The 21,110-nt window shown below is 41.2% G+C and carries 18 protein-coding genes; 7 read left to right on the top strand and 11 right to left on the bottom strand.

Annotated elements, in window-relative coordinates; all coding sequences use genetic code 11:
* Positions 1–107: 107 nt before the first annotated feature.
* The 8 genes from KDU71_RS20605 to KDU71_RS20570 all read right to left on the bottom strand — a co-directional run bounded on the left by KDU71_RS20605 (position 108) and on the right by KDU71_RS20570 (position 9,091).
* A complete protein-coding gene (locus KDU71_RS20605; protein ID WP_212193007.1) occupies positions 108–815 on the bottom strand; it encodes an ABC transporter ATP-binding protein in 708 nt (235 codons plus the stop codon).
* 41 nt (positions 816–856) lie between these two features.
* Positions 857–2,002, bottom strand: coding sequence for a hypothetical protein (locus KDU71_RS20600; RefSeq protein WP_212193006.1), 1,146 nt, complete (start codon positions 2,000–2,002; stop codon positions 857–859).
* Positions 2,003–2,007: 5 nt separating this feature from the next.
* Positions 2,008–2,592: a TetR/AcrR family transcriptional regulator gene (locus KDU71_RS20595; protein WP_212193005.1), complete on the bottom strand. Its 585-nt coding sequence runs from the start codon at positions 2,590–2,592 to the stop codon at positions 2,008–2,010.
* 342 nt (positions 2,593–2,934) lie between these two features.
* Positions 2,935–3,720 carry a prolipoprotein diacylglyceryl transferase gene (gene lgt / locus KDU71_RS20590; RefSeq protein WP_212193004.1) on the bottom strand — a complete coding sequence of 262 codons (786 nt, stop codon included), beginning with the start codon at positions 3,718–3,720 and terminating at the stop codon, positions 2,935–2,937.
* 62 nt (positions 3,721–3,782) lie between these two features.
* The gene (gene secA / locus KDU71_RS20585; RefSeq protein ID WP_212193003.1) at positions 3,783–7,088 is read right to left on the bottom strand and encodes a preprotein translocase subunit SecA; all 3,306 of its coding nucleotides are present in this window, start codon (positions 7,086–7,088) and stop codon (positions 3,783–3,785) included.
* Positions 7,089–7,166: 78 nt separating this feature from the next.
* Entirely contained in the window at positions 7,167–7,631 is a 465-nt protein-coding gene (locus KDU71_RS20580) for a hypothetical protein (protein WP_212193002.1), read from the bottom strand.
* 111 nt (positions 7,632–7,742) lie between these two features.
* Positions 7,743–8,081 (bottom strand): DUF4907 domain-containing protein, encoded by a 339-nt coding sequence (locus KDU71_RS20575; RefSeq protein ID WP_212193001.1) that lies wholly within the window; start codon positions 8,079–8,081, stop codon positions 7,743–7,745.
* Complete coding sequence (locus tag KDU71_RS20570; protein WP_212193000.1) at positions 8,081–9,091, bottom strand: Kelch repeat-containing protein; 1,011 nt, start codon at positions 9,089–9,091, stop codon at positions 8,081–8,083. Before KDU71_RS20570 ends, KDU71_RS20575 begins: the two co-directional genes overlap by 1 nt.
* A 259-nt stretch (positions 9,092–9,350) precedes the next feature.
* Between KDU71_RS20570 and KDU71_RS20565 the strand changes: the two genes are divergently transcribed.
* The 6 genes from KDU71_RS20565 (at position 9,351) to KDU71_RS20540 (ending at position 16,748) form a co-directional block, all read left to right on the top strand.
* A complete protein-coding gene (locus KDU71_RS20565) occupies positions 9,351–10,685 on the top strand; it encodes a DUF4270 family protein (RefSeq protein ID WP_212192999.1) in 1,335 nt (444 codons plus the stop codon).
* A complete protein-coding gene (locus KDU71_RS20560) occupies positions 10,672–11,910 on the top strand; it encodes a PorV/PorQ family protein (protein ID WP_212192998.1) in 1,239 nt (412 codons plus the stop codon). The genes KDU71_RS20565 and KDU71_RS20560 overlap by 14 nt, the downstream gene beginning before the upstream one ends.
* A gap of 367 nt (positions 11,911–12,277) precedes the next feature.
* The gene (rsgA, locus tag KDU71_RS20555) at positions 12,278–13,336 is read left to right on the top strand and encodes a ribosome small subunit-dependent GTPase A (protein WP_212192997.1); all 1,059 of its coding nucleotides are present in this window, start codon (positions 12,278–12,280) and stop codon (positions 13,334–13,336) included.
* Positions 13,337–13,426: 90 nt separating this feature from the next.
* Entirely contained in the window at positions 13,427–14,923 is a 1,497-nt protein-coding gene (locus KDU71_RS20550; RefSeq protein WP_212192996.1) for a PepSY-associated TM helix domain-containing protein, read from the top strand.
* A gap of 393 nt (positions 14,924–15,316) precedes the next feature.
* Positions 15,317–16,327, top strand: a complete 1,011-nt coding sequence (locus KDU71_RS20545) for a sensor histidine kinase (protein ID WP_212192995.1) — start codon at positions 15,317–15,319, stop codon at positions 16,325–16,327.
* Positions 16,328–16,442: 115 nt separating this feature from the next.
* The gene (locus KDU71_RS20540) at positions 16,443–16,748 is read left to right on the top strand and encodes a hypothetical protein (protein ID WP_212192994.1); all 306 of its coding nucleotides are present in this window, start codon (positions 16,443–16,445) and stop codon (positions 16,746–16,748) included.
* A 71-nt stretch (positions 16,749–16,819) separates the two neighbouring features.
* On the opposite strand, the gene KDU71_RS20535 is transcribed toward KDU71_RS20540, so the two are convergent.
* The 3 genes from KDU71_RS20535 to KDU71_RS20525 form a co-directional block, all read right to left on the bottom strand.
* Entirely contained in the window at positions 16,820–17,383 is a 564-nt protein-coding gene (locus KDU71_RS20535) for a hypothetical protein (protein ID WP_212192993.1), read from the bottom strand.
* A gap of 23 nt (positions 17,384–17,406) precedes the next feature.
* A complete protein-coding gene (locus KDU71_RS20530; protein ID WP_212192992.1) occupies positions 17,407–18,828 on the bottom strand; it encodes a dicarboxylate/amino acid:cation symporter in 1,422 nt (473 codons plus the stop codon).
* Between the two features lie 157 nt (positions 18,829–18,985).
* Entirely contained in the window at positions 18,986–20,251 is a 1,266-nt protein-coding gene (locus KDU71_RS20525) for an LVIVD repeat-containing protein (protein ID WP_212192991.1), read from the bottom strand.
* A gap of 150 nt (positions 20,252–20,401) precedes the next feature.
* Here KDU71_RS20525 and KDU71_RS20520 point away from each other — a divergent pair, with 150 nt between their 5' ends.
* Positions 20,402–20,968, top strand: coding sequence for a hypothetical protein (locus tag KDU71_RS20520; protein WP_212192990.1), 567 nt, complete (start codon positions 20,402–20,404; stop codon positions 20,966–20,968).
* The last annotated feature ends 142 nt before the right edge of the window (positions 20,969–21,110 follow it).

The raw sequence follows: 21,110 nt of genomic DNA, 5'->3' as shown, positions 1-21,110 counted from the left end.
TGTGTTTTTTTCTTGCGTCCTGCATCTTATGTCTTTAGATAGCTGCCAGAGACTAGCGATTCTAATGGTGCTTCATTCTTTTTCTTCTGCCTTCTGCCAACTAACCACTACTGACTACTAACTAATTCCACTTGCTCATCGGCTACCACTTTCCCATCAGCTAATGATATCTGTCGTTTCAGGTACTGCATCACCTTCTCATCGTGGGTAGAAAAGATGAAGGTCACACCCAGCTCTTCATTCAGCTTCTGCATAGTTTGTAAGATGTGATGCGAATTCTTCGAATCGAGGTTGGCAGTAGGTTCGTCAGCCAAAACTATTTTCGGCCTCTTTACCATGGAGCGGGCAATAGCTACCCGCTGACACTCGCCACCCGACAGCATCGATGGTTTTGATTTTTCTTTATCGGTCAAACCAACCCACTCCAGTGCCTGCATTACCGCCTTCCTTCTTTCCTCGGCAGAAATATTTTGCAGCAACAAAGCAAATTCCACGTTTTCATACACAGTGTACACCGGCAGCAGATTATAGGTCTGAAATATAAACCCAATGTGATGATTCCGCATATTGGCAGCCTGCTTCTGTGATAACTCTGCAATGGAGCGGCCTAATACGGTAGCTTTCCCTTCGCTTGGCACATCGAGCGAACCAATAATATTGAGCAGGGTGGTTTTACCAGAACCACTGGGTCCTACCAGGCCTGCAAACTCACCTTTACCAAAGCTCAGTGTGATATCAGTTAGAGCCGTAAAAAATCCATTTCCTACCGGGAAACGCTTGGTCAGATGCTCCAATTGTATGATTTGATTATCCATATCTTGAAATATTTTATCATCGACAATAATTCGTTTTACCATTAAAAATTATATACCAGCATTAGCTGAATACCTTTTCCACCAAACAGATTTTCGGCATTGCCTTGCAACGGCATATTATAGTCATCCGGATTCCAATAAGCCATCATATTGAGGACGATAGCATCGTATTGCTTACTCCAGTTGATAAAATTATACCACTTGCTATCGGCCCAGCTATAAAACACAATGGTATTGACATTATCAAACATACCAATGGGGTAATTCAGCGAACAGGCCGTAATATTGATGGCGTCATTAAATGCAAATGCTTTTTTATCATAGGAAGTTACTAAATGTTCAGCAATAATGCTTAAGCCGTTGCCTATACCAAAAGTATAATCCAGGCCAATATTCAGATTAACCTGGTTGGTGAGTTCGCCCATATCTTTATTCATATTTACCCAGGCACCTTCAAACCAGAAACCCACCACCTTGTCGAAACGTGCATCGAAGCCCAATCGGTTTTCAGGAATCTTATCCCATTCGGCTACCTCACCATTTAAATGCCTGCTATCGGCCACACGGTGATGATACGATAGGGCCACCTCTCCAAGCGGCACCGGAGCCTGAATACGACCTCCAAACTCAGGGATAGATTGATTACTCCTCATATATTCCCACCCCTTTACATTATCACTGCCATACAACACCCACACCCACACATTGGTGTTATTCATAAAATAATAGCGCATCAGTCCGCCCCACACGCCGTCGGTCAGCTGCAGAGGATCACGCGGGTCCACCTGGTCGAACCACATTAATGGGCGCAGTAAAGTAGCAGAGCCAAAATTGATTTTTTGCAGTCCCAGCCGTACTTCCAGCTGATCGGTTGAATAGCGTCCCCAGATGCGATAGGGACTCACATTACCATTCCAGTCACTCGAATCGGGGATTTGCAGCCCAACATCGCCAACCATATTAGCTGACGCCTCAAAATCCAAACGGCTGTCAAGGCTTAAATCAACCGTATAATTTGCCTGAGGAATAAACCGTCCGCCAAGATACACCGGATAAGGATTATCCTTGTTATAATGCATCCAACCCACCATTTGCCCCTGCCATTCGATACGATTCAGCGTATCGGCCACCTGAGCATTAGCACCAAGCAGCACCGACAATAACAATATACACAGTTGTAGTCTCATCCCATTCACTTATTTGGCATCATCCCATAAAACAGGTAGCGCATATTTTCCATTATTAGCTCTCCAGGCGAATTATACTTTGCCAATAACGTTTGGTCATTGACAGTTTGCGTCATCAAATTCATCTGGTAGAGAATAAAATCGATGCTTACATCTTTCCGTATCTCATCATTATGTTGAGCTTGCTTCAGGAATTCGGCAAAGATACTGGTTGATTGCTCACTATACTTTTGCATAAAAGCCAACAAGCCATTATCAGGATTGGCATAGATGTCGTTCAGAAACTCTACACTCAGCTCTTTAGTGCCTTCCATTTTCATGTGCATCATCTGCTCCACTTTTTGCTCGAAAGACAAATCGGAGTTGATTAGTTCTTCAAACTGCTCCATCGCCTGCTCCATAATGCCTTTTAGAATGGATTTAGCCAGTTCAATTTTGTTTGGAAAGTACTTATAAAAGGTCATCTTACTCACCGATGCCTCCTTACATATCTCTTCAATACTCACCCGTTTAAGGCCGTATTTCCAAAACAGCTTTTTACCGGTTGAAAGTGCAGCCTGATATTTCCTATTTTTAGCGATATCCTTCATTCTAAATATACTTACAGCACTAATATATACGTTTTATTTATTTTTATATACTATTCGTATATTATTTTTACATGTGTAAATTGCTATTTTATTAATTCAAGACAAATATTGAATTATATAATGCCCATTCAGTCTTGCGGACAGCTTCCCAAGGGAAGCATTTGCAATGTAACCAATCAATATCTTCGCGTGCTGGAAGTGCAGACGGCGACGTGCAAAAGTCTGAAATCAAGGGATCGTATCATTAATCAAGAATCGCAACAAGAGACGAAACTTATGAAGTACGAAAAAGCCGGAACCACATGACGCGGTTCCGGCTCATTCAAAATAATCAGGTACAGATTATTTCTTCAATGCTTTATAGATGTAATAAATTCCTGCTATAACAAATGGCACGCTTAACAGTTGCCCCATGTTGAAGGTCATTCCCTCTTCAAAAGCTTCCTGATTTTCTTTCACAAACTCAATAAAGAAACGTGACGCAAATATGCCAATCAGGAAGATGCCGAAAATAAGCCCCTGCTTTTCTTTGGCTTTTGTCTTCCAATAAGTAAAGAATACCGTAATAAAAGTTATAAGGTAGCAAATGGCTTCATACAATTGTGTAGGATGCTTAGCAACTTCTTCACCCCGGCGTTCAAACACAAATCCCCATGGCAAATCAGTCGCATGACCATATATTTCAGAATTCATCAGGTTACCTAAACGAATGAATACAGCAGCCAAAGCCACCGGCACTACCAGACGATCAAGCGTCCATATCATACTGCGTTTAGTTACCTTTTTAGAGTAGTAATACAGGGCCACCAATATACCAATAGCACCTCCATGACTGGCCAGACCGCCTTCCCATATTTTGATGATATCACCAAGATTTTGCGAATAGTAATCCCAGCCATAGAAAATTACATGACCTAAACGAGCTCCAACAATCGTGGCAATCACCACGTACATAAAGAGCTTATCGAGCCATTCCTGCTGAATACCCTCTGACTTAAACATACGCTCGATAATATAGTAACCAAGCATAAAGCCCATGGCAAACAGCAAGCCATAGTAACGCACATGAATTGGACCTAATGAAAATATTTCGGGATCTACATTCCAGTTGATTGAATTGAGTATCATATTTTAGTAATTAGTGAATAGTGCACAGTACACAAGGCACTACGCACTAAAAAGCTTTAAATCTACAATCCTTTACCGTGGCACTGCTTATATTTTTTGCCACTACCACAAGGACAAGGCTCATTGCGTCCCACTTTCTTTTCAACACGCACGGGCTCCACTCTCTCAGGCCTTTTCTGCTCGCCATCACCCGAACCACCACCTCTGCTAAACTCATCTTTACGGGTCTGCATCTTACTATAATCCTGACGCTTGCGCTCCTGTGCTTCCTGCACACCATCAGCATTCTGAATAGGAATATGTCCCTTCGAAAGCAATGACACCACTGCCTTATTGTTATCACCAATCATTGACTTAAACAGGTTGAACGACTCAAACTTGTAAATCAATAATGGATCCTTCTGCTCGTAGGTAGCATTCTGCACTGCCTGACGCAAATCATCCAACTCACGTAGGTGCTCTTTCCACGCATCATCAATAGTAACCAGCATCGAAGCTTTTTCAAATGAGCGAACCAGCTCAACCGACTCAGTCTCATAGGCCTTCTTTAGGTTAGTGGTGATGTTATATACTTTCTGACCATCGCTGATAGGTACTACAATATTCTTGTACATCTCTGACTTGGTCTCATACACATCTTTAATTACCGGATGAGCCTGCTTAGCAATCATTTCATTTTTGCGCTTATAAGCCTCCCACATCTTAGCAAAAAGCTTATCCGACAATTCATCAGCACGCCCTTTCAGAAACTCCTCTTCGGTAAATGGCGACTGGGCAGAGAAAATGCGAATCAGCTCTAATTTGAAACCTTCAAAGTCTCCTGCTTCCTGGTATTCAGCTACCACATCGCCACATGTATCCATCATCATATTGGAAATATCAACCTGGATACGTTCACCATGCAAGGCATGACGGCGCTTGGTATAAATCACCTCGCGTTGTGAGTTCATCACATCATCATACTCCAGCAGTCGCTTACGAATACCAAAGTTGTTCTCTTCCACTTTTTTCTGCGCACGCTCAATGGACTTGGTAATCATACTGTGCTGAATCATCTCACCATCTTCAAGCCCCAGGCGGTCCATGTATTTCACAATACGATCAGAACCGAACAGACGCATCAAGTCATCTTCCAGCGAAACAAAGAACTGCGAAGAACCCGGGTCACCCTGACGACCTGCACGACCACGTAACTGACGGTCGACACGACGTGATTCGTGACGCTCTGTACCAATAATGGCCAAACCACCGGCAGCTTTTACTTCTGGCGTCAACTTAATATCAGTACCACGACCTGCCATGTTGGTAGCAATTGTTACAATACCAGCCGCACCTGCTTCAGCAACAATTTCTGCTTCGCGCTGGTGCAATTTCGCATTCAGTACATTGTGCTTAATACCACGCATTTTTAGCGTACGGCTTAATAATTCAGACACCTCAACTGATGTAGTACCTACCAATACGGGACGTCCCTGCTCAACTAAGCGAATAATTTCTTCACTCACCGCATTGTATTTCTCACGTTTGGTCTTATAAACGATATCTTCCATATCGTTACGCTGAATAGGACGGTTGGTCGGAATCACCACCACATCCAACTCGTAGATATCCCAAAGCTCGCCTGCTTCTGTTTCGGCTGTACCGGTCATACCCGACAGCTTATTGTACATACGGAAATAGTTCTGCAAGGTAATGGTAGCATATGTTTGTGTAGCCGCCTCAACTGTTACGCGCTCTTTGGCTTCAATGGCCTGGTGCAATCCATCGGAGTAACGACGACCTTCCATGATACGACCGGTCTGCTCATCCACAATCTTCACCTTGTTGTCCATCACCACATACTCCACATCTTTTTCGAATAATGTATAAGCTTTTAACAGCTGGTTAATGGTATGAACACGCTCCGACTTAATGGAGAAGTTCTGCAGAATCTCATCCTTCTTCTTAGTGCGCTCTTCTTCAGGCATTGTCTCTTTCTCCAGAGTAGCAATCTCAGAACCTACATCGGGTAAAACGAAGAAGTTAGGATCCTCGGCCGAACCGGTAATCAAATCGAGCCCTTTATCAGTCAGCTCAATGGAATTATTTTTTTCATCAATCACAAAATAAAGCGGGTCGGTCACCACATGCATATTTTTGCTGTTCTCCTGCATGTAGAAATTCTCTGTCTTTAGCATGCTGGCCTTCACACCCTGCTCACTCAAGAACTTGATAATGGCTTTATTCTTAGGTAATCCTTTAAAAGCACGCAATAACATCAACGAACCTTCTTCCTGCTCTTTTTTATTGTCAGACTTCATTTTCTGCTTTGCCTCAGCCAATACCCCAGTTACCAGCTTCCTTTGTGCTTCAACAATCTTCTCAATTTTTGGCTTCAGTTCACCAAACAACTGATCGTCACCTTTAGGCACAGGACCCGAAATAATCAGTGGCGTACGAGCATCATCAATCAACACCGAATCGACCTCATCGACGATGGCATAGTTGTGCTTGCGTTGCACCAAATCATCAGGCGAAATAGCCATGTTGTCGCGCAGGTAATCGAAACCAAACTCATTGTTGGTACCAAAAGTAATATCCGCTTTGTAAGCTGCACGGCGCTCAGGCGAGTTGGGTCGGTGCTTATCAATACAATCCACCGACAGGCCATGGAATTGATACAAAGGCCCCATCCATTCCGAGTCACGCTTGGCCAGGTAGTCGTTAACGGTTACCACGTGCACACCACGACCAGCTAATGCATTCAGGAACACAGGCAGTGTTGCCACCAATGTTTTACCTTCACCTGTTGCCATCTCAGCAATTTTACCGCTGTGAAGAACAACACCACCAATCAGCTGTACATCGTAATGTACCATATCCCAGGTAATTTCATTACCACCGGCTGACCACGAATTATAGTAGGTGGCCTTATCGCCACTTATCTCCACAAAATCTTTTGTGGCCGATAAATCACGGTCGAATTGCGTAGCTGTCACCTCTATTGATTGATTCTGAGACAAACGACGTGCAGTATCTTTAACAATCGAAAATGCCTCTGGCAAAGCATCTGTTAAAGCCTTTTCAAGCTTCTCAGTAATGTCTTTTTCAATCTTATCGATTTCCTTATAAATCTTCTCTTTTTCTCCAACAGTTACATTGCCATCCTCTGTTTTTGCGCGCAATGACTTAATCTGTTCTTCATCAGCTTTTACTGCATCCTGAATGCGCTGACGCAACTCGGTTGACTTCTGTCGAAGTTCATCATGTGAAAGTTTCTCAATTTGTGGATACACCTCTTTAATCTTCTTTACGAAAGGCTCCACCTCTTTCATATCTCTGTCGTACTTGTTTCCAAACAGTTTGGAAATCAAACCACTAATTGCCATATTATTGTTTTATAGAGTTTTAAAAATAACGATATGAGACAACGATATATGTCGTCTCAAATAAAAATGCGGAAGGAATCAGGCAAGAGGTCCTGCCCTGGTAATCAAAGAATACTTATTGCGATCGATGATACCCAGCGTATGTTCATACCTGGAATACGTATCTGCAATATTTCGCAGCCCCAAAGAAAGATGGTCTGCAGAAGTAGTCTCAGCTTCATCATTCAAATCGGGCAACGACTGGCTGCTCTTTACAACACTATAGGCTACCTTCACTGGCAGTGCCTGATAGTTTGCAGGTAATTCGCGAGATTCGTCAATGGCATTTTCCCAGTCAATGACTTCTTGCCAGTGACTTGTAGACAGCAGTTGAAATTGCTCAAGAATTATCTCACGAACATCAATATTGTCAAAAAACAGTGATTTTCTGGCACCAGAATCAGACACACACGCAGCCGTCATCAGCAGCGTTACACCGATGAGTTTAAAATATTGCGCTTCTATTTTTGTTTTCTGATTCACCTTAATTGACAAATTGCGCATAAAGATGCGAAAAGATTTTCAATTAAAGTCAAAGATAAGGTTGTTTTGAATATGGACTTTGCTTAAATCATCATTATCTCAATTCATATTGTTTCCAGTAATAGTTAAAACCTACTTTTCGAGGATACTATCAACCTCTTGTGAAGATAAGGCGGGTGTTTGTTTGTTCTTCAGCTTAGCAATCACCAACCGGGCCGCTTTCTTCGCCTGCTGCTTGTGTTCAAAGGCCTGATATCCTTCCCGCGTTGGAACAAAATTCTGTTGTATCAGTACTTTTTCGTTTTTGCTGATGCGATAACCATAGCCTCCTTCGCACTCATAAACAGCATAGGTATATGCCGAGGCTGACTCGTGAAAATAAACCCCAACAGTGAGCAAAAGCAAAAAAGCAATGCACCACCTTAAACGATGGCGCACTGTTAAACTATTACACATTCTTAATTTAATCATTATTCCTGCTCTTCATATGGGTTAAATGTCCACACGTCATCAAAATAATAGCCACCACTGTTACCTCCCACAACGTATGGTTGATTGTCAACTACAAAAGCAACTGCATTGTAACGTGGTGAACCATCGAAATTGCTTCTTTGCAGCCAGATATCCGAATCAGGATTGTATTCCCAGGTCAGGTTGCCAGGTGCACCCGGACCGCCGGTGGTAATATACCCCAGTCCGTTAATGGAAAAGGCTGTTGCATTAATCGCCACAATGTTGTAATCATCGTCGTAGCTTTCGTCTTCATTGGTATCGTTCCCAATACTGCGCTTTTCGGTCCATTCGCCCGATACTGCCTCGTATTCCCACATGTCTTCGAGGTATTGCCCATTATCGGACCCTGTACAGACGTATGCTTTATTGTCAATAACAAAGGCCACTGCATCGCGTCGTTTTTTACCACCAATACTAACTGTCTGCTCCCACGTATCAGATTGAGGCGAATACATCCAAAAATCCTTCATCAGGTTGCCAGCATATCCGGTTCCCACATAACCTTTATTGTCGAGCGAAAATGCAACTGCACCATAACGTGCTTCAGCTGGAAAATCAGCTTTTTGCATCCAGCTATTCGATGCTGCATCATACTCCCAGGTATCTTTTAGTCGGTCACGACCATCATAACCCGTAGTCACATATCCTTTGCCTTCGGCAGCAAAGGCTACAGCGCCATTGCGGGCCACACCTTCAAAGGGAGCCACCTGCGTCCAAAAATCCCTTTGGGCATCATAGCGCCAGAAATCCTGTAAACGTTCATCTTCCACGCCGTCATAACCTGTTCCAACATAGGCATAGTCGCCAATAACAAAACTAACGGCTCCAGTGCGCGGAACACCTTCAAACGCTCCCCGTTCAGTCCAGTTACCCATTAAATCGTCCTCGTCATCACTCGATGAACAGGCGGTTATAGATAAACAAATGGCAACAATCATTAAAAAACTTACTTGGCTTATATTATTCATTGGTACGTATTTAAAATTCGCTCAAATCTAACTGCCATCAGTTGGTTCATTACAAACAATTCGATTAACGCACCGTATTTTTCACCTTTCGGTCAGATATCTTAAATCAGCGGTTTTAAAAGAGATAATCTGTTCTGTATTTCCATTTGATGATGTGAAAGTGCCATTAGTTGAATTCCTCTTCTTCAATATTGATAAAATTTAAAGTTGACTGAGGCAGTATCTTAATTTGTGGCTCAATTGTAATGGAAATCATCATATGCACATACTACATCAAAACACTATTTACAAGCATACTGCTTTAATTAGTATTCTTATAGTTGGTCTGGCTTCCTGCCAGCAAGGCGAACTTGATTTAAGAGACGATTTTATAGGCTCAGATTCGTATACGGCACTAATTGATACAGTAACGATTCAGATGTCCACCTTTCGTTCCGATTCGGTAGTCAGTTCATCAACAGGCAGTGCCCTAATCGGGCACATACACCATAAACTATTAGGAGGCCAGGAAGCCAAATCCTACTTCACCATGAGTTATCCCAATGATTTAAGCTGGGACACCGAAAAACAGGTTTTTGACAGCTTGCTGGTGGTGCTCAAACCCAATGGCTATTATATTGGTGACACCATTGCTGATGCAGAGTATCACGTTCATCGTGTCAATGAAACAATAAGCAGCGATGACGGCTATTATTACAGTACCAACTCGTTTAGTTACGATGAAATGCCTATTGCCAGCAAAAGCTTTCACCCCTCTCCTGGGAAAGGTAACGAGCTTACCATACGTTTAAACGATAGCTTTGCCAAGGAAATTATCGACTTTGTAAACGAATACAAAAACCACACCGATAAATCAACCTTGTTCAAGGAACAGTTTAAAGGACTGGCATTTACCTGCGACACTAACACAACCAGATCGGCCATTGGCTATTCGAGTGGTGATGAGTCGGCCATATTCAGATTCTATTCGCATAAGGTAGGCATTGAAAAAGAGGAAATAGTTGATGAGTTAGGCATAGATGGCACCCTAACCCAGTTTAACCACTTTTACTCCAATGATAAAACCGTTAAGTATAACCAGTTGGATAATCGAAAGACTTTATTAAGAGAACAAAACGCAGATAATATGACGGTGCTGCAGAATGGGTCAGGTTTACAATTCAGAATTGATTTTCCTACCATTAATAATTTACTTGAGCTTAAGGCGCAGGGTCATATTGTTAAAGCCGAATTGAGAATTAAACCCAACATGGAGGTAATGACCATCAAAGATCTGCCACCTACGTTGTATATAGGCGATATATACCGGGCCAACGAAATTTGGGGTTACCTGAGCGATTCGAATGGCAACACCCTTAGCAGCAGCTTAGTCATTGATTACATCTATCAGGAGGATACCTATTATACCTTTGATATCACCTACTACCTTAACTCACGCTTGCTTGAACCGGTTGTTGACATTGACCGCGGCCTGGTAATTACCCTGCCCGATAATGTCGGCAGCTCTTATTCGTGGTTAGCAGCCAATGGAAAAACATCAGGCAATAATCCTTCAGAACTTCTGCTATACTATTATTACTATGACACAGAATAAACTCACATTAGCCCTATTACTTTTGGCGCTGACACTCGGCTTAACAGCACAAAACAATACATCTTCACCCTACTCCCGGTTTGGTATTGGCATACTTGAGTCGAAAGCTGATGTTACTTCAGCCGGAATGGGGCACGCCGGAGTAGCCTTATCATCCGATGGGTTCTTGAATAACCTCAATCCGGCATCGTATAGTTCATTGGATAGCACTAACCTGATTTTTAACATCCAGGGCCGCTTATCATTTGCTAATTACGAGACCAGCAACGACCAACAGCGAAATGTGGACAGCAACTATGAAGCCATCAGCATTGGATTCAGGGCTGGCAAAAACTGGGGTATGGGATTTAGCTTATCCCCCTATTCGAGCATTGGTTATAGTGTTAATACCGAAAAGTACATACTGGGCACCATTGACAAATATCCGGTTGAATACAATGGAAAGGGCGGCTTAAATCAGATAGCCTGGCACAATGGATTCCGAATTTTTAAGGGATTATCAGTGGGAGTCAGCACATCCTACCTATGGGGTTCAAGTGATATTACCGAAGTATCATATTATCCGTCCATTATTGGTGAAACGATTTACAATGAACGTAACTACCATTTTTCAACCCTTATGTTCGATTATGGTTTCCAGTGGCATCAATCTATCGGACAAAATATGTTTTCACTGGCCGCGACAGCCAATTTCTCAACCGAACTCAACTCTCATTATACGCATCGCATTTACAACGATGTCACATCTGACCTAAGCTCAAACTCGGGCAACACGCGCAACTTCTCAATACCTATGGGTTATCAATTCGGTCTTGCTTATCAAACACATAAAGGATTGACAATCGTCGGTGATTTTCGCTATAACAACTGGGCCGAATCTGACCTATCTATATCATATGGCTCACCCCGCGACACCTATGGGGGAAACCTAGGTTTACAATATGCATCAACAAGGTATTATGATTCGTTTTTTAAACGCCTGCACTACCGTATTGGGACATTTTATAATCAGGAGTATTACTCAGTACTAAAACAGGATATTGACTCAAAGGGTATCACGGCCGGTTTAACAATTCCGTTGCGTGGAAAATCGAGAGTCAATCTGGCCTATGAATATAAACACTCCGGAACTACATCAAATGGCTTAATCAACGAGCAGTTTAATACCATACGTGTTGGACTAACTTTTAGCGAAAAATGGTTTCAGAAAACACAGTTTAAGTAAAACAGCTTTTAATTAAGAAACTCCTTAATACAGAAAAATCCCAACTAGTTCCTGGCTGAAGAACTTTTTGGGATTTTTAATAACCAATAATTTAAAATCGCTTGTAATAATATGACTTCATTAATAACCGGTACAAAAATAGCGCTCAGCCAAGTGCCGTGCAATCACCATTTGTTGGGATTTTTAGGCCTTTCTGTAAAAAATAGGCTATATTTGCAGCTTATGACACAAGTTGTTTCGTATCTGGTAAAGTAAAGACAGGCAAGTCTTTACAAATTCTCATCTTCGACCTTTCCGGTCGGCCTGTCTTTGGTGTATCCACACATTTTTAAAATTTGATTTAAAACTTACGATTATCAGATAAACAATGACTAGCATATTACAACAATACGGATGGCAACACTACTGCCAAAAGCACGCCAACAATTTAACTGAAGATACCATTGGCCGAATCAAAAGCGTTAACAAAACCAATTATGAAGTAGTTACTTCAACCGGTATTATTAGCGGTGAAACAACCGGGCAACTCCTTTATTCGAGCACGAAAGAAGCCCTGCCCCATACAGGCGACTGGGTGCAGATAATGCCCTACGAAACCAGCTGCATCATAACAAGTGTGATGGAACGTTACAGCGAGTTGGGACGCAAAGAAGCCGGCCGAAAAACCGATAAGCAACTATTTGCTGCAAATATTGACCTGGCATTCATCGTTCAGGGACTCGATCAGGATTATAATCCCAGGAGACTTGAACGTATGGTGACCGTACTGAACGATGCCGGAATTGAAACCATCATACTTTTGAATAAGGCTGATATATCTACTGAGGTGGCGGATAAAACTACTGAAATAAGTCACAACCTCCCTAACACAAGGGTGATGCTGATTAGCGCTCTGTTAAACGAAGGCGTCGAAGCCATAGTGAAATTGATGATTCCTGAGCACACCTACATAATGATTGGTTCATCGGGCGCAGGTAAAAGCACATTACTCAACAGCCTGATGGGGGCTCAGATGCAAAAAACCAACACCATTAGTGACGCTGTTGGCAAAGGCCGGCACACCACCACTAACCGGGAGTTATTTGCATTGCCCAATGGAAGCCTGATGATTGACACAGCTGGCGTACGGGAATTCGGTTTGGCTATGAGTGAAGTAAATGCGGTAGAACTGACATTCTCGGAAATACAGCAACTGACGGTACAATGCCGCTTTCAGGACTGTACACACACCGATGAACCGGATTGTGCCGTACTAAAAGCTCTTGAGAGTGGACAATTGCAATATGATCTTTACGAGAGTTACCTGAAACTGAGAAAAGAAGCTGAGCATTATTCGGCCACCCAACAAGATAAAAAGCGCAAAGGGAAGGATCTGTCGAGGCTGGTACGTGATATGAAGCGACAGAATATGAAAAAGCGGTATTAGCAATTGATAAATCCCTGCAATTCATCCCGAATTGTAGGGATTTTTCACTAACAGGCAAACAATTACTTAAATGTTTCTATTTTCGTAGCCATGAAATTCTGGCGCAAATACCACAAATGGGCGGGCATCATCCTTTGCTTTTTTCTCATCCTGTTTTCTTTTTCAGGCATTTTATTAAACCACAGGCAAGCTATCAGCTCTATTGATATTCCGCGGCAATACCTGTCAGAGAGTTACCAATACGATAATTGGAACAATGCGGCCATTAAGGGAAGTATAAAGCTCGACAGTACCCAAAGTATCTTTTATGGCAACATTGGTTGCTGGGCCTTATCATCAGCCACCAATGAATGGACAGATTTCAATCAGGGCTTTGATAAGGGAATTGATAACCGGAAAGTGACCAGCATGCTGCTAACGAACAACCAACGTTTATTTGCCGGCACCCTGTTTGGGCTCTATGAGTTCCACAACAATCAGTGGAACTGCATCTCGCTGGATATAGAAAACGAGCACATTACTGATTTAATTGAACACAAGCAACAACTGCTTGTACTGACAAGAAGTGAGCTTGCTAAGTTTGATTTAACAAGCAATTCCTATCAATTAATGCAACTTCCTGCACCAAATGATTTTGATGGTAAAAGCAGCCTGTTCAAAACCATCTGGCTACTCCACAGTGGTGAAGTGCTTGGTTTTAGTGGAAAAATCATCGTGGATATTATCGCCATCATCATTATTTTCCTTTCAGTAACAGGTATTATCTGGTTTCTTTCGCCATCTCTGATTAAACAGAGAAAGAAAAGGCAAAGATCAGCCAGCAAGCATAAGCAACTGTTTCGTTTTTCGGTAAAATGGCATAATAAGATTGGCTACTATGCTATTATACTGTTAGTTTTTACAACATTTACCGGTATATTTCTGCGTCCACCGCTATTAATTGCCATTGCCAATGCACAGGTTAAAAGCATTCCTTTTACCGTACTTGATTCGCCTAATGCCTGGTACGACCAACTTAGGGCCATCAGATATAACCAAAAGTATGAGGTCTTCTTTGTGTCTACTTCTAACGGCATGTATGCTTTAACAGCTGATTTTGCCGAGATGGTTAAAGTACCAAATCAACCTCCTGTATCGGTGATGGGCATTAATGTGTTTGAGCAAAAAAGTGAAGAGCACTACTTAATTGGTTCCTTTAGCGGACTTTATTTGTGGAATCCGTTTGATAACAGTTGTTTCAACTATATAACCAGACAGCCACATAAGGCCAATACAGGCATGTCGCGCCCAATAGGTACACATATGGCCACAGGCTATTACCAGGATGGCACTCAAGAAGTATATTTCGACTACAACAGCGGGGCTCAAACATTAACCCGTGATGGTTATTTCTCTCCGATGCAGGAATCTATCAAAAATGCTTCACCTGTATCACTCTGGAATACGGCATTAGAAATACATACAGGCAGAATCTTCCAGGATTTAATTGGTTCATTTTATATTCTCATTGTACCAATTATTGGATTAACTACTATCGCGCTTTTGTTATCCGGACTCTGGATTTACATTAAGAAATTCAACAATTAAACGCCTACTAATCTGAACCATAACTCCAATCTCACAAAAGCACTAATACAATACGTTATTTTTTATAACTTTCTCCTGACTTTTTCGTAATGCCATACAGAAAAGGAAAGAGTCGGGATGTTGGGAAAGCAGTATATTAACAGAATTAAAGAACTGGTTTTAATTAAGCCAGATGAGTACACAATTCAGGAGTTGGTGCTTATACACATGCTCCATATAACACTGTGTTTAATAGTTATCTCTGCCATATTCAATCCTTTCCTGGGTCTCCCGATGAGTGTAATATATTCCAATTTTGCTTCATCCTTAATTGTTACATTCATATACTGGGTGGCACGCATAAAGAGAAAATTTCGAATTGGTAAACGTTTATACCTTGCATTTGTCGTTTTAATGATCAACTTTTTGTGGCTGGAGACAGCCGGCAGCTCAGGACCAACATTGTTTTACATACTGGCCTTTGTGCCCTTACTTACCTTTTTGTTAAACAACAATTTACTAAAGTATGCCTACCTGATTATTGGCATTAATGTACCGGGTTTGTTACTCATCGAAGCCTATTTTCCCGGAATAATCACCTATTACCCGAGTGAGATTCAGCGAGTATTGGATATACTGATGGTATGTCTCATTTTTATCATTTTTGAGATACCTCTTATTATTTACATTAAAAATCTGGTCATCAATCAACGTAATGAGGCACTTCATTCTGAAAGGATTAAAACCTCATACGTAACTCATCTGAGTCACGAAATAAGAACCCCAATGAATGCCATTCTGGGTTTTGCTGAGCTATTGGAGCAGGACGACCTGGAAATGGCGGAAAGAAAGGAATACATCAATATCATCAATGACAACGGCCACACCTTACTCAACCTGTTGAATAACATCATTAATATAGCGAAGATTGAAGAAGACAGCACCAAGGTGTCGCTATCAAAATTTAGCCCTGATAGCTTATTGGAACGTATTCGGGCATCATTGTCATTCAAGGCATCTAACGGTGTAGATTTCAAAATACTAAACAAACCAGAAGAATCTGTAATGATTCACTCAGACATTGTACTGCTATACCAAATACTGAGCAACATAACTTTTAATGCACTGAAGTTTACACTACAAGGCCATGTTTATCTGAATTATACAATAATTGGTGACTCAATCAAATTTACTGTTGAAGACACCGGACTGGGCATATGCCAATCAAAACATGATAGATTATTCAACCAGTTTGAGCAGGATAGTGACAATAAGCTTGTCAACTTTAACGGAAGCGGACTTGGATTAACCATCAGCAAAAATCTTTCGCATTTACTTAAAGGAAAGCTGTATTTTGAATCAGAAAAAGATAAGGGCACTTCCTTTCATCTCGAAATTCCGGTCGACTATAAACTGACAAAATAAATCAATAGCTATTTAACAATCAATAACAAATACTTTGTCACCTCTTATGCTGTATTGGGTGTCTTTTGATTAAACCAGTTAGGTTTCGTATAAAATTCACCCAACAACAATCGTAATGAAACAAGCTTTAAAAAATGCAAAACTACGCTACTGTCTACCTTTGCTGATATTCTTGGTTTATACACTGACATTAAAGGGTCAGCACGACCAAACTCAGTTAAAGGATAAAATTAAACCTGGCAAGCGCCAAGCTATCCTTATACTATCAAATGGAGAAAAAGTGGAATTGTCTGCCACTGATTCACTCAATTACACCCAAAGCGTTTCGCCGATACACAAAGTTGATTCGAGCCAATATTGGGCACCTGTTCATAATAAAGGCAAAAAACCGATCATACATCAGCAATCTACCGCTAATTAATTCCCTGCTACTGTTCGGAAGATGTTTCACCTATCACTGTGGCTACTGTCGCTTCACCTCTTGTATGTTTGCTATAACCATTTTTCTAGTTCTTCCAAAACTCCCTGTGGATGTATAATTATTGCATACAACTTTTTACTATAGAAGACCAACTCAATCATTCCATACATCTCTGAATCAATAATAACATGATTTATCTTATCTCCATTCTCAAAGTAAAACTCATTGTCAATAGAAAATAATTGACAAACAGTGTGATCGACCAAAACCTCTTTATTCTTGTAAAACCTTAATACATCATCAAGAGTGGTAATAGCATTTAGGGTATTACCTTCGAAAATAAATGAATTAGTCGTTTGGTAAAACTTCATATAATTATGAAATGCTAAAGTTTTATAATAAACTATATAAAAATCTTCATAATACAGCTTTCCATATTTAATCCACTTTTTTGAATTATCAACTTTAAAACATCCCGCCTTTTTATCATTTATTAGAGGTTTCCCATATAGATTTAAAACATCATTTTTCTTTAAAACAATGCTTTGTTCATTAAAGTAGCAGTATATTGAATCATTCTTAGCAAATGAACTTAGCGTGTAAAGAATCAGAAGGAAGCATATAGAAATTCTCATAATTTTATAGACTTGTCTATTATTCAATCATTAAACACGCCAACCTCCCCATTTTCACCAGCACTCACCTCTCCTATCACTGTGGCTACTGTCGCGTCGCCCGTCACATTAACTACTGTACGCACCATATCCAAAATACGGTCAACGGGTAAAATGATACCAATCCATGCCGGGTTCAATCCTACTGAACTCAGCACTATCATCAGCATCACCAATCCGGCACTTGGGATGGCTGCCGAACCAATACTTGCCAAAGTGGCCGTTAATATGATAGTCAACTGCTGGGCCAGGTCGAGTTCAATCATGTGCATTTGTGCCAGAAAGATAACTGCTACCGCCTGATACAAACTGGTACCATCCATATTAACAGTAGCGCCAATGGGCAGCACAAAGCTCGATACTTTTGGATCTACTTCGAGGTTTTCTTCCACACACTCTAATGTAACCGGCAACGTGGCTGCACTGGAGCTGGTAGAAAACGCGAGCATTTGCGCCGGACTGATGCCCTTTAAGAAACCTTTAAAACTCAGACGTTTTACAAACACTTTCATCACAGTTGGATAAATCACAAAAGCCATCAACAGCAGACCTCCTAAAACCGATAATGAATACCAGGTAAGACCTTTAAACAGTTCAAATATTTTCACAGGGTTATCACCGGCCATTTCCGACACGATGCCGGCCATTAGAGCAAACACAAAAAACGGTGCGCCTTTCATTATCAGGTCCACCATTTTCAGAAACACTTCGCTTAAGCCATTGACAACCGCAATCACCGGCTGTGCCTTGTCATTGGGTACAAATAGCAAGGCAATACCAAAGGACAGAGCAAAAAAGATGACCTTGAGCATGCTCCCATTGTCAGTCATAGCTTTAAACACATTATCAGGCACCATGTCTTCAATAAAAGTTAATGGTCCGCTATCTTTTTGGCTTTCGACCTGTTTGAGCCGAGATTGCACATTCTCATCTTCGTCAAAACCTCTGCGCTTAGCCACTTCTGCAATTAATTCACTATTAACCGGATCGGCCAGCATATTGATATCATCATGCACTTCCTCCCCTTCTTGTTGGGCCCAAAGCTCATAGGCAATACGATTTTCTTTCCGCACCGTTTCATCCATCCAGGTGCCGGGTTTAGCTACATTAACTATAAGCAAACCCAGCGAAACAGCAATAACAGTAGTGCTCAAATACAGTACCAGGGTTCTTATCCCCATACGTCCAAGGTGCTTTGGATCGCCCAATCCAACAATACCGCCAATAATAGAAAACAGCACTAAAGGAATGGCTATCAGTTTCAGCAGATTAATAAAAATACGTCCCCAGGGAGCCAGCCAGTTAGTGGTAAACTCACTCCACCCGAAAAAGCCTGAGAGAATAGCCCAGATAATCCCTAAAAACAAACCGATAATTATTTTCCAATGCAATGCTAATTTCTTCATTCAGATATGCTGTTAGTTTAGTCTTAATGCGCAATTTACAAAAAATGCAATAATAGCCAGTTTGAGTCAGACCTTGGGGTAACATATGTAAAAAAAAGCTGTCTCAATGATGAAACAGCTCCTTTTAATATAGTTAGTATGTTTAGTTGTGACAGAACTAATTTATCGCAATATGGCTTAGCAGTTTAATCTGATCAACAGATGAATAGTCGTACTGGTATAAACCATCCTCTCCAATCATCAGCAAAATATTGCCCAAAGGAATCACATCAAAAGCATTGATATCCGGATAGTGAGCTACCAAATGATCGTCAATCGCATAAGGATCATTGGCATCGTACACCTTTAAACCAGCACTGCCATCGCATATAAATAACAAACCATTATCTATGCCCAATCCGTAGGGTTCTTTCATGGCATACGCTTCAACCATTTCTGGATATTCTAGCGTGCTGATATCAATTACGTTTAACTGACTTTCGATGGCTCCGCACAAATTGCCACCACGCAGGGTAACGTAGGCATAGTCACCTTCCACAACCACCGGGTCGCAAGCCGTTGCATGCCTGAATTCTGAGATAAACTCCGGATTAGCCGGATTCTGCAAACTGTAAATAAACATACCTCTCTGGGCACCAATAAACAGGTTTTTATTATAAGGGAACAAGGTTTCTATTTGCCAGCTAATAGGTATTTGCTTCGTAAATGAAGGATTGGAATTAACAGATATATCAAACAGGTGTAACGATGCCTTATCTATTGCATACAGATAATCATCATATATCGTAAATCGTGCCATGGATCCACCAGTGCCACTTCCACCTCCGTTAACCTTGGCTGATGATAAAGCATCAGCAGTAAAAAAAGTCGATTCCCACATCGGAAATGTACCATACATTAGCTCATCTCTTTTCACTTTCACCGTTTCGGCACTTACACTATACCCCACAATAACCCCTTTCGATTCGTCGACCTCGGAAACGATGCCTTCGTTAAATGCAGGAATGATGTATGGAAATACATCTTCATCTCTATCCACCTCAACAACATTGTTGATATCACTGATGTCGAGTGTTACCAAATCAATATAACTATCGGCATATAGCATGGTGCCTTTGATGGCCATATCAATGTTTCCGGGTATCTCCAGAAAAGACAATTTCTGCGGCTGTTCAGGCTGAGAATTATCAATAATATGAATACCTTTTTGATACTCATTAATGAAAATGAACTGGTCCTTAAAATAAATCTTACCTGGTTGATAAATAGACTGAGCACTTTTCATGGTATAGGAGGCCCTTAAGTCTTCATAACTTAAATACTCAGGAGTGTTTACAAGGTAAGTTTCTTCAATCTTATCGCTACAGGAAAAGCAGCTTAAACCAATGGTTAAAGCGATGAACAGGGGTCTGATTTTTTTCATAGTATCGGGTTTTTAAATATTGAGAACAATGGTAATCCTCATTCTGTCATAACATTAGATGCAGATTTTAATGAATGGTTGCGTAGGATTAATTTGAAAGATGACGCAACTATTCGAATAAAAATCAATCTATCTCTTAAAACCACACCTATGAAAAAACATATCACCCTTTTTAGCTTGTTCCTGGTTACCATTGTATTCGCCCAGGACGATAACACGCTTGCTAACAAAACCAAAGGTTACTTTAACTATACATCCATTGGTATGCTTATAGGCTCATCAGGCGACGAGCAACCTCATATTACATCATTCTGGATGGAGCACCATTATCAACTCAACCAAAACCTATCAATGGGACTTGTAACAGGACTGGAATGGTTTGATGTAATGGTATTACCACTCGGGCCCAAGCTGAAACTAATGCTACCTCAACGGAAAAAAGCAGCCTATTACTGGAGCCTGGCACCTGGTTATGCAATAGCTCTGGAAGATATGGAGTTTATGGATATGGAAATTACAGATACCAAAGGAGGTGCTTTCTTCAATACAGAGGTGGGCTATTTGTTTCCCAGCCGGCATAATTACAATGTATTTGTAGCCATTGGGTACAGATATCATGAGTTTGAGTTCACACGAAGCGACTGGATGGTGAGCCATGTTAAGCGAAAGATAAGCTACAACCGCTTTTCAGTAAGGTTAGGTGTACGCCTGTTTTAGTGATAGAAAGGTCCTGCTCTAAAAAGCTAATGATCAAGTGAATTTCTTATTAACCTGAGTTCGATTAAAATTACAAAGCTCAAAATTTCTTAAATAACTGATTTACAATGCGAATTTCAGAAGCGTAGCGAGCTACGGTGAT

Source organism: Carboxylicivirga sediminis (genome assembly GCF_018156225.1).
GTDB lineage: Bacteria > Bacteroidota > Bacteroidia > Bacteroidales > Marinilabiliaceae > Carboxylicivirga > Carboxylicivirga sediminis.
The sequence above is the reverse complement of the archived record's forward strand: the minus strand, read 5'-3'. Positions and strand labels throughout refer to the sequence as shown.